The following is an 11,666-nucleotide window of genomic DNA, read 5'->3' as shown; positions in this document are numbered from 1 at the left end:
GGATCGTGGTGATGCTGATGCTGGTCAATCCCGGCTACATGAACCCGATGTTCACGCACCCGCTGGGCTGGGGCATGATGGCCGCCTCCGTCATCCTCATGACCATTGGCGGGCTGTGGATGCGCAAAATCATCGACCTGAAGTTCTGAGGCGGCCATGGCACCTGCTGTACTTCTTGCCACGCTGCTGGTGGCCTTGCCGCTCGGCTATCTGGCGTGGTCGCTGCTCTCCGTCGACCGGAGGTCACAGCGCGCCATGCGGGAGCTGCTCGCGCTGGGTACCGACCCGGCCGAGCTCACCCATCGGGAGCGCAGCAGTCTGCTGGAACGGGCCGGCTACCGGCTGACTCCCGCGGCGTACGTCCGCAAACTGGACCGGCTGTTGTCCCTCGCCGGGCGCCCCGCGTCGCTGCCGCTGGGCCGCGTGCTCGCGGCCAAGCCGCTCCTTGGGCTGCTGGGCGCCCTGCTGGGCTTCTGGATCAGCGCCAACAGCCCGACGCCGGTCCTCAAGCTCGTGGGAATCTTTGTGTTCCTGCTCGGCTACTTCATCCCCGACCTCCTGCTTTACAGCAGAGGGCAGGAACGCCAGAAGACCATGCAGCTGGAACTGGCCAACACGCTGGACCAGATGCTGATCTCCGTGGAAGCGGGCCTGGGCTTCGAAGGCGCCATGGCCCGGGCCGGCGAGAACGGCAAGGGCCCCCTGGCGGAGGAACTTATCCGGACCCTGCAGGACATGCAGGTAGGGCGCAGCCGGCGCGAGTCATACGTGGCACTGGCGGAACGGACCAACGTGCCCGAGCTGCGCAGCTTCGTCCAGGCCGTGGTCCAGGCCGACACCTACGGCATTGCCATCAGCCGGGTGTTGCGGGTGCAGGCGAAGGTCATGCGGGTCAAGCGCCGGCAACGGGCCGAGGAGAAGGCCATGAAGCTGCCCGTCACCATCCTGTTTCCCCTGCTGTTCTTCATCTTCCCCGTGCTTTTCATCGCCATCCTGGGCCCGGCCGTCATCAACGCCATCGACACGTTCAGCGGCCAGTAAACGGCCGCCGACACGGCCACGGCCGGCACCAGCGGCCGGGATTGGTTCCCCTCGGGAAAGCCTCAGGGTTTCCGCAGGATAGACCGGGCTGCACGGCATCGGCCGCATCAGCAAGTAGCGTGGTCACATGTCCCTTCCAAGCGCTTGCCCCGACGACGGAGATGCGGGCATTGCCCTCGCTCCCACCACCTCTCCGGGACTGCCGGCGCCTGCCCTCACGGCATCCAGCGCGGCAGCGGCCTTCCCAGAGGTCTTCCCGGAGGTCCTCCCCGAGGACCTGCCGGCGGCCCCGCTCGTGGACCCTGCCGCGCTTCAGGACCTGGGTGCACAGCTGGAAAATCCGGCCGTGGCGAAGGGATTTGCCAGGGACTACACCCGGATGTGGGACCAGCGCTACCGCTCGCTGGCCTCGGCCCTCGAACGCGGGGATCTCGCGGGCTCGATGGACGCTGTGCTGAGCCTGAAGACGTCCTCGGCCATGGTCGGAGGCCTGCGCCTGGCCCAGCTCGCCGGCGAACTGGAGAACGCCCTCAGGGCCGGAGACATTGGCCGCGCACTGTCGCTCCTGCGCGACGTCGCCGCGCGCGGCGGGGAAACCGTCGACGAGCTCCAGTTCAGCTACGTCCTGTGGGACAGCTAGGACCGGCGGGACCGCTGCCGCCTACAGGTTTCCCGGGCGCCGGGCACCGGAAGCCCCTCCAGGGGCTACCGCGCCGGCGACAGCCGGTAGCCCACGCCGCGGACGGTCTGCAGCCAGCGCGGCTGCACGGGGTCCTCGCCGAGTTTCCTCCGCAGGTTGCCGATATGCACCTCGACGGCGCGTTCGTCGGATTCGCTGATGTAGGCGTCCGCCCGGTAGTAATCGCCCCGGACCACGCGCACCAGCTCGGTCTTGGACCGCACGGCGCCGGCGCCCTTCAGGAGCGCCTGCAGGAGGTCGAACTCGCTGCGGGTCAGGCTGACCGCCACGCCGTCGACGCTCACGGACCGGGTCTCGGGGTTCAGGTCCAGGCCGTTGTGGTGCAGCACTGGACTCTGGGACGCTGCAGGGGCGGCGGCCGCCCCAGAATCCAGCGCGGATCCGTCCGCGGCGCCGAGGTCCTGCCGGGGCCGGCGCATCATGGCACCCACGCGCGCGCGCAGCTCCCGGGGCCGGAATGGCTTCGCCAGGAAATCATCAGCCCCGGTATGAAACGCCGTCAGGGTGTCCAGTTCGTCGGTTCGCGCTGTCAGCATGACCACGTACGCGTCACTGAACTGCCGGATCCGGCGCAGCACCTCGAAACCGTCGATGTCGGGAAGCCCGACATCGAGGGTGACCACGCTTGCCTCCCGCGCCCTGACGACGTCGACCCCTTCACGTCCGCCGGCCGCCGAGTGGACTTCGAACCCTGCCTGGCTCAATACGGCTTCGACAAGGTTCCGAACATCTTCGTCGTCTTCTACAACGACGGCGACTCCCATGTCGGTCATGGCCCCCCTCATGTGTCACGCTACGCTGCCGTTCGCGGATGCGGCGGCAGCAATTATCTCGCCGGCCCCCACCGGCAATGTCAGAATACCCACCCTAAGGGGCAAATTCGCGGCTGCCCGGTAACAGAAATGGCAAAACTTCGATTTATGTCAAATTTGCGTGACACAGGGTGTAAAACTGGAGCAACGGGAAGGGGGCACGGCGTCTTTGCTTAGACAGCGGCTGATCCGCAGTGTGGATCGACACGGGAAGGCTTTGGGGCCGCGCGGGCGGGTCCTCGTATGCCAGTTGCCGCTGGCCGTGATGCTGGCCGGAATCGTCATGGCTGCCCCGGCCGCCTGGCCCGGCCTTCCGGACAGCATCCTGTGCCGCTACGCCTTTGCCCTGCAGGCCGCCCTCCTGGTGGCCTGCGTACTGGTCCCCTGGCAGCGTTTTGGGCCGTTGGCCCCGCTCGTCATCCCTGTCCTGGACCTGGTTGCGATTGGGCTGCTCCGGGACGGCACCACCGCCGGGCTGCCGGATCCCGGTGTGCTCTCCGTCTTGCCCGTGGTGTGGATTTCGGCGTCCAGGCTCTCCGCCCCCGCGAGCCTTTCACTGAGTTTCTCGGTGCCCCTCGTGGCCGCCCTGCCCTGGCTCCTGGCGGACCGATCGGCACCGCTTGCGGCCCGCACGGCCGAAGCCCTGCTGGTGCCCCTGATGATGCTCGCGGTGTCCCTGGCCATGCGTTTCGCGCGGGCGCGCCTGCGGCGCGAGCAGCGGCGGATCAGGTCCAAGGAAGCCGAGCTGGAGGTCCTGCTCGCGGACAGCCGGGAGCGCGAACGGCTCCTGAACACCATTCTTGACACCGTCGACGTCGGGATCGTGGCAGTGGATGCCAGCGGCCGCCGGCTGCTCACGAACACGTGGCAGGCCGAACTCGAGGAATCCGCGGCCGCGGCGCCCCGTCCTACGGCCGAACCGGCGGGGGAAGTACTGCCGGAGGAAGAGGGCCGGCTCGTGCTGACCGGGCAGGACCGAAGCACCCCCCTGGCGCTGGAGCGCCGTCCCATCCGGCGGGCGCTGGCCGGCGAGTCGTTTGCCGACTACCTTGTCTGCTTCGGTGAGGCGGCGGCCAGCCGCGTGGTCTCGACCGGGGCCCGGCCCCTGAAGAACGACGCCGGCGACTTCCGCGGCGCTGTGGTGGTCTTCAACGAGGTCACCGGCCTGGTGGACGCCCTGGCAGCGAAGGACGAGGTCGTCTCCACTGTCTCCCACGAATTCCGCACGCCGTTGACGTCCATCATCGGCAACCTGGACCTGGTGCTCGCCGACACCGAGGGCCTGGACAGTCCGGTGGTCCGCCGCGTCGAAGTGGCGCAGCGCAACGCGGAGCGGCTGCTGGCCCTGGTCTCGGACCTTCTCATGTCCGCCAGCGCCGCGGTCCATGTCCATCCGCGCCGCACCGACCTCGCCGGCATCGTGGAGGCGAGCCTCGGCTCGGCCCAGGCCCACGCCCAGGCGTCCCGCGTCTGCCTCGCCACGGACGTCCAGGGTCCGCTCTGGGCCCACGTGGACCCGCTCCGGCTCAGCCAGGCCCTGGACAACCTCGTTTCCAACGCGATCAAGTACTCGCCCGACGGCGRATCGGTGCGGGTCTCCGCCAGCTCCGGCGACGGCCTGGTGCGCCTTCACGTCGAGGACACCGGGATGGGCATGACCGCCGCCGACGCCGGGCGGGTCTTCACCCGTTTCTTCCGCAGCCCGGCCGTCCGGGACGGATCCATTCCGGGCGCCGGCTTAGGGCTGTCCATCACCAAGGCCATCGTGGAAGGGCACGGCGGATCCATCTCGTGCCGCACCAGTCCGGGCCACGGCAGCACTTTCACCCTCGAGCTTCCCGCCTAATTTAGGCCCGCAGGCCCACCGCCTTTTCGTGCCCACATGGCTGTGGTGGCGTCGAAGTTTCCCCACCTTTGGTGGCCGACGCCGGCGTGTTGCGCCGACCCGCCGGCGTAGAGCGGCCTCGCTCCGGCAAAGGTGGGGAAAATCGGTGGCGCAGTTTAGGCCCGCAGTGCCCGCGTCAGTTCGGCCCGGGCCAGCATGCCGCTCTCTGTCGGGTAGGCCACTTCCTCGAGCACCAGCGGGTGCGGGGCTGCGAGAACGGAGCGGGCGTCGCGCTGCCGGGCGAGGAGCCGCTCGTAGAGCCATTCCGGGGCCTCTTCGCCCTCCCCCACGTACAACGCCGAGCCCACCAGGGAGCGGACCATGTTGTGGCAGAACGCGTCAGCCTGAACGGTGACGACAATGACGCCGTCCGCGCCGCGCTCGAATTCGAAGCGCTGCAGTTCACGGATGGTCGTGGCCCCCTCGCGGGGCTTGCAGTACGAGCGGAAGTCCTGCAGGCCCAGCAGCGGCGCGGCGCCCTCGTTGAGGAGACCGACGTCCAGCGGAACCTTGTGCCACAGCGTCGAGGCGCGTCCCAGCGGGTCCCACAGCGCGGGGCCGTCCGCGATCCGGTACGAATAGCGGCGCCAGAGGGCGGAGAACCGGGCATCGAAGCCAACGGGTGCCACGCTCACCCGGTGCACCTCGATGGCGCCGCTGAGGTCGCCCAGGCCACGGCTCAAGGCACCGCGGATGCGGCGGAGCAGGGCGACGGCGGGATCCAGTTCGGCGCCCCGGTTCAGGCCCAGCCACTCCGCCTCGCTGAGGTCCAGGTGGACCACCTGGCCGCGGGCGTGCACCCCGGCGTCGGTGCGCCCGGCAACCGTAACCCGGACGGGGCGTCGGATCAGCAGCGCGAGGGCCTCCTCCAGGACGCCCTGGACGGTGCGCAGTCCCGGCTGCACGGCCCACCCGCTGAACGGGCCGCCGTCGTACGCCACATCCAGCCGGATACGCAAAAACCCGCCGCCCCCCAAGACGGGGGCAGCGGGTTTGAGCTCGTTCATAGACTTAAGTCTATAAGAAAGATTTAGCGAATTACTTCGCGTCCTTCTCGGACTCAGCGGCTGCTTCCTCAGCGGCCGGAGCCTCTTCGGTAGCGGCTTCGGTCTCAGCGACTGGAGCCTCTTCGGTCTCAGCAGCCTCTTCGGTCTCGGCAACCGGAGCTGCGTCGGCCTTTTCGGCGTCCTTCTTGTCAGCGTCGCGCTTGGCAGCAGAGGTAGCCTCGGCTACCACGGCCTGCTTTGCGGAAACCGGCTCGAGAACCAGTTCGATGACAGCCATGGGAGCGTTGTCGCCCTTGCGGTTGCCGATCTTGGTGATGCGGGTGTAGCCGCCATCGCGGTTTTCCACTGCCTGTGCAATGTCGGTGAACAGCTCGTGGACGACGCCCTTGTTGCTGATCAGGCCGAGTACACGACGGCGGGACGCGAGGTCGCCACGCTTGGCGAAAGTCACCAGGCGCTCGGCGTACGGCTTCAGGCGCTTGGCCTTGGTCACCGTGGTGGTGATCCGCTTGTGCTCGAAAAGTGCGGCGGACAGGTTCGCGAGCATAAGACGCTCGTGAGCCGCTCCGCCTCCGAGGCGCGGACCCTTAGCGGGGGTAGGCATTATAGTTTCTCCTCATTGGAAGCCGTTGGGCTGCGCACACCAGGGTGCATCCAGCCAGCCGGCCAAGATCTGTTGGTTAGAGCTCGTCGTCGCTGAACGCGGCGTCGTCCTCTTCGATGGCTGCGGCRCGKGCTGCGAGATCGAAACCGGGAGGGGAGTCCTTGAGGGACAGRCCCAGTTCGACSAGCTTKGCCTTGACCTCATCAATGGACTTCGCRCCGAAGTTRCGGATGTCCATGAGGTCAGCCTCGGAGCGGGCAACGAGTTCACCCACGGTGTGGATGCCCTCACGCTTGAGGCAGTTGTAGGAACGGACCGTCAGGTCCAGATCCTCGATCGGCAGTGCCATGTCGGCTGCCAGGGCAGCGTCCGTCGGCGACGGACCGATCTCGATACCTTCAGCTGCGGTGTTCAGCTCGCGGGCCAGACCGAACAGTTCCACCAGGGTGGTACCTGCCGAAGCAACGGCGTCGCGCGGGGCGATTGCCTGCTTGGTCTCGACGTCGACAATGAGCTTGTCGAAGTCAGTGCGCTGCTCAACACGGGTAGCTTCCACGCGGAAAGTAACCTTCAGAACCGGCGAGTAGATCGAGTCGACCGGGATGCGGCCGATCTCGGAGTCGCCGGACTTGTTCTGAGCTGCCGAAACGTAGCCGCGACCGCGCTCGATGGTCAGTTCGAGTTCGAACTTGCCCTTCGAGTTCAGCGTGGCAATGTGCAGATCCGGGTTGTGGAATTCGACGCCGGCCGGCGGAGCGATGTCCGCGGCGGTGACGACTCCCGGTCCCTGCTTGCGCAGGTAAGCAACAACCGGCYCGTCGTGCTCGGAGGAAACCGACAGGTTCTTGATGTTCAGGATGATCTCAGTGACATCTTCCTTGACACCCGGAACCGTGGTGAACTCGTGCAGCACGCCATCGATCCGGATGCTCGTTACAGAGGCACCGGGGATGGAGGAGAGCAGGGTACGGCGGAGGGAGTTTCCGAGGGTGTAACCAAAGCCCGGCTCCAGCGGTTCGATGATGAACCGTGAGCGGTTTTCGGAGACGACCTCTTCGGAGAGGGTGGGGCGCTGTGCAATGAGCACTTAGGTTTCCTTTCGGCGAGCATCCGCTATATGACGCAACACAGGTGGTGGAAAGATCGGTCTGAAGACTTAACGCGGCCGGGCCTGCCCGGACCGGTGAGGGTCCGGGCAAGCTCCTGGGCGCTGGAAAGCCTTAGACGCGGCGGCGCTTCGGCGGACGGCAGCCGTTGTGGGCGCTGGGGGTGACGTCCTGGATGGAGCCAACCTCGAGGCCAGCGGCCTGCAGCGAGCGGATGGCGGTTTCGCGTCCGGAACCCGGTCCCTTGACGAACACGTCAACCTTGCGCATGCCGTGCTCCTGTGCACGCTTTGCGGCGGCTTCGGCGGCCATCTGGGCAGCGAACGGGGTGGACTTACGCGAGCCCTTGAAGCCAACCTCACCGGACGAAGCCCAGGAGATGACAGCACCGTTCGGGTCCGTGATGGACACGATGGTGTTGTTAAAGGTGCTCTTGATGTGCGCCTGGCCCAGCGCGATATTCTTCTTGTCCTTCTTACGCGGCTTGCGAACCGCGCCACGAGTCTTCGGGGGCATTTTTTCTCCTACAGAAAGTTATCGGGGGAAAACCGAGTTAATCCCTCAGGGATTAACGGGCCTTCTTCTTGCCTGCGACGGTGCGCTTCGGACCCTTGCGGGTACGCGCGTTCGTCTTCGTACGCTGACCGCGCACTGGCAGGCCCTTGCGGTGGCGAATACCTTCGTAGCTGCCGATTTCAACCTTGCGGCGGATATCAGCGGCTACTTCGCGGCGAAGGTCACCCTCAACCTTGTAGTTGCCTTCAATGTAGTCACGCAGCTCAACCAGCTGCGCGTCGGTCAGGTCCTTGACCCGAACGTCAGCGCTGATGCCGGTAGCAGCCAGGGTTTCGTGTGCACGGGTCTTGCCCACGCCGTAGATGTAAGTAAGCGCAATTTCCAGCCGCTTTTCGCGGGGAATGTCTACGCCAGCGAGACGAGCCATATTGGCAGTACTCCTTGTATAAACCGGAGGTCGTAGGCAGTACACCCGCATGTTCAGTGCGGCCCCAGCCTCCGACCGGGGGTTAGCTGTCCGGGCTCATACGTCCCAGTTCAGCTTGTGCTGCCTTTATTTACTTGCGTGGGTTAGCAACCCAGGATTTCCCGTGAAGGAAATTAGCCCTGGCGCTGCTTGTGGCGCGGGTTCTCGCAGATCACCATGACCCGGCCATTACGGCGGATCACTTTGCACTTTTCGCAGATCTGCTTGACGCTCGGCTTGACCTTCATGGCGTTCCTTTGCGTGTTGCAGTTGGTCAGCTGGACCGGCCCTCGGCTGTTGCCCTGGCCGCCCAGTGTTTACTTGTAGCGGTAGACGATACGACCACGTGTCAGGTCGTAAGGGCTCAGCTCCACCACTACGCGGTCCTCGGGGAGGATCCTGATGTAGTGCTGGCGCATCTTTCCAGAGATGTGTGCCAGAACGATGTGCTTGTTGGTGAGCTCAACGCGAAACATCGCATTGGGCAGCGCCTCGGTCACAACGCCCTCGATCTCAATGACCCCGTCCTTCTTGGCCATACCCTCCGCTAACTGTTGTTGCCGCAGCCTCCCGGTTTGCACCGGTCATGACCGCGGACGTTTTTGATTGATTGGCTGGTGCCACCCGACCCCAAAAGGGCACAACGGGGCAGACAACCAACAGACAACACTACGCCATCGCGGCCCGATTGTTAAATCCGAAGTTAAATCCGCCCATCGTAGCGCACTCAGCGTCCGTACGCACCTAGCGTCCCGGCCGCCGTCGTCACTGCCTCCGCCTGCGAGATCCCGTCGAGGATGGCCAGCCGGACGACGTCGGCGGCCGCGCTCTGCAGGGTAATGAGGCTGATCTGCCGGGCCGCCGGCGTGCTGCGGTCAAGCGCGACGGCGCCCGTCGCCAGCGCGAACACGGTATCGCCGTCGGCGAGGGTGTGGCTTGGATTCAAAGCCCGTGCCAGTCCGGCATGGGCCGCCGAGGCGGTGCGTTTGCAGTCCGCCTTGTCCAGGACGGCGTCCGTGGCGACGACGACGAGCGTGGTGTTGAGCGGCGGGGGCGTACCGCCAACGCCGTAGTCTGCGGCTTCGGCCTCACCTCCCGCCCCAACAGCCGAAACTCTCTGCGTGCTCGCTCCTTCGTCGCTTAGACGCACGCTGCCGGGTTCCGCCTGCTGCGGCGATGTGCCCCACGGCAGTCCGAGCGCGTTGACGACCGCAATGGCGCCGACGGTCACCCCGTTTTCTAAGGTGAGGGAGGCTGTGCCCACTCCCCCTTTGTACGTGCCCCTGCCGATTGCCGCTCCTGTGCCGGCGCCGACGTTGCCGCGTTCGACGTCGTGCCCTTCCGGCTGCCCGGCGGCGGCGGCCGTCGCCGCGTAGCCCATCGCCTCTCCGGGGCGGGCGGAGAAATCGCCGCCGCGGCCCAGGTCGAAAATCGCGGCCGCCGGCACGATCGGAACAAGCCCGCCGGGGACCGTGAAGCCTCGGCCGTTCTCCTCGCACCAGCGCATGGCGCCGCCCGCGGCTGCGAGGCCAAAGGCGCTGCCCCCGGTCAGGACCACGGCGTCCACGGTCTGGGACAGCGTGGTGGGATCCAGTGAGTCCGTCTCATGCGTCGCAGGCCCGCCGCCCCGGACGTCGACCGAGCCGACGGTGCCCGGCGGCGGGAGAACCACAGTCACTCCGCTCAGCCAGCCGTCGCCGGACTTCTGGACCTGGCCTATCCGGATGCCGGCCACGTCTGTGATGGCTCCTGTTGCTCCCATGGCTCCATTGTGCGCCCCGGCTGACCTGCGACACGCAAAATCCCTGGCGCTACCGTATTCCGGTGTCGCCAGGGATTTTGCGCGTCGCCAGAAATCCCGCGAGTCGCCGTGTGAGTCGGGCCTAGGGAATCGGGACGGGCACGACGCCGAGCGGCGCCAGTTTCGCCGCTCCCCCGTCAGGTGCCGAGAGGACCCAGATCCCCTTCTCGTGCACGGCCACCGAGTGCTCCCACTGGCAGGAGCGCTTGCCATCCGTGGTGACGACGGTCCAGTCGTCGTCCAGGATTGCGGTCTCGATGCTGCCCCGGACCAGCATGGGCTCGATTGCGAGGCACAGCCCCGGGCGGATCTTCGGCCCGCGGTGGCCGGTGCGGTAGTTCAGCACGTCCGGCGCCATGTGCATCTCGGAGCCGATTCCGTGCCCTACATAGTCCTCCAGGATGCCCAGCGGTTTGCCCGGCACGGAGGAGACGTAGTCGTCCACGGCGTTGCCGATATCACCCACGAATTTCCCGGTGGCCAGGGCTGCGATGCCACGCCACATGGCTTCCTCGGTAACCTCGGAGAGGCGAACGTCTTCGGGATCGGCGGTGCCGACAATCACGGTCCGCGCCGAATCGGAGTGCCAGCCGTCCACGATCGCGCCGCCGTCGATCGAGATGATGTCGCCGTCCGCCAGGACCCGGCCGCCGGGGATGCCGTGCACCACCTCTTCGTTCACCGAGGTGCAGATCGTGGCCGGGAACCCGTGGTAGCCGAGGAAGTTGGACTTGGCGCCGGCGTCCTGAAGCACGGCGGCGAAGACCTCATCCAGCCGGGCAGTGGTGACGCCGGGGGCCGCGGCGGCCACCGCCGCATCCAGTGCCCGGCTCAGGACCAGTCCGGCCTCGTGCATCGTGCGCATCTGGGCGTTGGTCTTGTATTCAATGCGTGCCTGGCCGAATGCCATCGCTACCTCAAAATTTTCTCTCGCGGTCCGGGCGGGCTGGATCCCGGACCTCCACCATGGGTCATCAACCCAAGTCTTCAAGCTCTATTCTCCCGTACCGGTTCAACGGTTCGGAACGGGCTCGCTGCGGGGCCGCCCAACGCCGAAGGGCGCGTTCCGTACCCGATGGTACGGAACGCGCCCTTCTGCACTGCGTCTCTGTTCTGCGTCAGCCGCAATGAGCATGCGTGGATCAGGGGGTGAGGATCAGGCGGCCTGGGCCGACTTGATCGCTTCCATGACGCGCTCGGTGACTTCGTCGATGGCACCGATGCCGTCCACCTGGGTCAGGATGCCGCGTTCGGCATACTTGGCCACCACAGGTTCGGTCTGCTCGTGGTACAGGTCCAGCCGGTGACGGATAACGCCTTCGTTATCGTCGCTGCGGCCGGTTTCCTTGGCACGGCCCAGGAGGCGGGTAACCAGTTCCTCGTCGTCAGCGGTGAGCTGGAGCACGACGTCGAGCTTCTGGTCAGCGCCAGCGAGGATGTCTTCGAGGTAGTCCACCTGCGCGGTGGTGCGCGGGTACCCGTCGAGCAGGAAGCCTGCCTCGACGTCGTCCTCATTGAGGCGGTCGCGCACCATCTTGTTGGTSACGCTGTCCGGGACGAAGTCGCCGGCGTCCATGTACTTCTTGGCTTCGAYGCCGAGCGGAGTCTCACCCTTGACGTTGGCGCGGAAGATGTCTCCGGTGGAGATCGCAACGACGCCGAGGCGTTCTGAAATGCGTTCCGCCTGCGTTCCCTTGCCGGACCCGGGAGGTCCGATAATCAACATTC

The 11,666-nt window shown here is 66.4% G+C and carries 15 protein-coding genes; 4 read left to right on the top strand and 11 right to left on the bottom strand.

The window, feature by feature from the left end; translation table 11 throughout:
• From AC1DHX_RS13640 to AC1DHX_RS13630, 3 genes are all read left to right on the top strand, one after another.
• The coding region (locus AC1DHX_RS13640; RefSeq protein WP_476900123.1) for a type II secretion system F family protein at positions 1-149 on the top strand (149 nt) is incomplete at its 5' end.
• 7 nt (positions 150-156) lie between these two features.
• Positions 157-1,041 carry a type II secretion system F family protein gene (locus tag AC1DHX_RS13635; protein WP_476858989.1) on the top strand — a complete coding sequence of 295 codons (885 nt, stop codon included), beginning with the start codon at positions 157-159 and terminating at the stop codon, positions 1,039-1,041.
• Positions 1,042-1,168: 127 nt separating this feature from the next.
• Positions 1,169-1,681: an Hpt domain-containing protein gene (locus tag AC1DHX_RS13630; protein WP_476851476.1), complete on the top strand. Its 513-nt coding sequence runs from the start codon at positions 1,169-1,171 to the stop codon at positions 1,679-1,681.
• Between the two features lie 65 nt (positions 1,682-1,746).
• Here AC1DHX_RS13630 and AC1DHX_RS13625 read toward each other — a convergent pair whose 3' ends face one another.
• On the bottom strand, positions 1,747-2,514 hold the full coding sequence (locus tag AC1DHX_RS13625; protein ID WP_476858990.1) for a response regulator transcription factor: 768 nt from the start codon (positions 2,512-2,514) through the stop codon (positions 1,747-1,749).
• 235 nt (positions 2,515-2,749) lie between these two features.
• Here AC1DHX_RS13625 and AC1DHX_RS13620 point away from each other — a divergent pair, with 235 nt between their 5' ends.
• Positions 2,750-4,399 carry a sensor histidine kinase gene (locus tag AC1DHX_RS13620; RefSeq protein ID WP_476900121.1) on the top strand — a complete coding sequence of 550 codons (1,650 nt, stop codon included), beginning with the start codon at positions 2,750-2,752 and terminating at the stop codon, positions 4,397-4,399.
• A gap of 155 nt (positions 4,400-4,554) precedes the next feature.
• Here the strand turns inward: AC1DHX_RS13620 and AC1DHX_RS13615 are convergent, their stop codons facing one another.
• The 10 genes from AC1DHX_RS13615 to AC1DHX_RS13570 all read right to left on the bottom strand — a co-directional run bounded on the left by AC1DHX_RS13615 (position 4,555) and on the right by AC1DHX_RS13570 (position 11,664).
• Entirely contained in the window at positions 4,555-5,445 is an 891-nt protein-coding gene (locus AC1DHX_RS13615) for a tRNA pseudouridine synthase A (protein WP_173403038.1), read from the bottom strand.
• A gap of 31 nt (positions 5,446-5,476) precedes the next feature.
• Positions 5,477-6,049 (bottom strand): 50S ribosomal protein L17, encoded by a 573-nt coding sequence (rplQ, locus tag AC1DHX_RS13610; protein WP_476858992.1) that lies wholly within the window; start codon positions 6,047-6,049, stop codon positions 5,477-5,479.
• A gap of 76 nt (positions 6,050-6,125) precedes the next feature.
• On the bottom strand, positions 6,126-7,136 hold the full coding sequence (locus tag AC1DHX_RS13605; protein ID WP_476900120.1) for a DNA-directed RNA polymerase subunit alpha: 1,011 nt from the start codon (positions 7,134-7,136) through the stop codon (positions 6,126-6,128).
• Between the two features lie 133 nt (positions 7,137-7,269).
• Positions 7,270-7,671 (bottom strand): 30S ribosomal protein S11, encoded by a 402-nt coding sequence (rpsK, locus tag AC1DHX_RS13600; RefSeq protein ID WP_018773682.1) that lies wholly within the window; start codon positions 7,669-7,671, stop codon positions 7,270-7,272.
• 52 nt (positions 7,672-7,723) lie between these two features.
• Complete coding sequence (rpsM, locus tag AC1DHX_RS13595) at positions 7,724-8,098, bottom strand: 30S ribosomal protein S13 (RefSeq protein ID WP_028275004.1); 375 nt, start codon at positions 8,096-8,098, stop codon at positions 7,724-7,726.
• A 173-nt stretch (positions 8,099-8,271) separates the two neighbouring features.
• Positions 8,272-8,385 (bottom strand): 50S ribosomal protein L36, encoded by a 114-nt coding sequence (rpmJ, locus tag AC1DHX_RS13590; protein WP_009358722.1) that lies wholly within the window; start codon positions 8,383-8,385, stop codon positions 8,272-8,274.
• Between the two features lie 69 nt (positions 8,386-8,454).
• Positions 8,455-8,676 (bottom strand): translation initiation factor IF-1, encoded by a 222-nt coding sequence (gene infA / locus AC1DHX_RS13585; RefSeq protein WP_009358723.1) that lies wholly within the window; start codon positions 8,674-8,676, stop codon positions 8,455-8,457.
• 188 nt (positions 8,677-8,864) lie between these two features.
• Positions 8,865-9,899: a P1 family peptidase gene (locus AC1DHX_RS13580; RefSeq protein WP_476858993.1), complete on the bottom strand. Its 1,035-nt coding sequence runs from the start codon at positions 9,897-9,899 to the stop codon at positions 8,865-8,867.
• A gap of 121 nt (positions 9,900-10,020) precedes the next feature.
• Complete coding sequence (gene map, locus AC1DHX_RS13575; RefSeq protein WP_476851482.1) at positions 10,021-10,848, bottom strand: type I methionyl aminopeptidase; 828 nt, start codon at positions 10,846-10,848, stop codon at positions 10,021-10,023.
• A 246-nt stretch (positions 10,849-11,094) separates the two neighbouring features.
• Positions 11,095-11,664 carry an adenylate kinase gene (locus AC1DHX_RS13570; protein ID WP_476900122.1) on the bottom strand — a complete coding sequence of 190 codons (570 nt, stop codon included), beginning with the start codon at positions 11,662-11,664 and terminating at the stop codon, positions 11,095-11,097.
• Positions 11,665-11,666 lie beyond the last annotated feature (2 nt).

The sequence above is a fragment of the Arthrobacter sp. 05N33_2 genome (genome assembly GCF_056397425.1).
The sequence above is the reverse complement of the archived record's forward strand: the minus strand, read 5'-3'. Positions and strand labels throughout refer to the sequence as shown.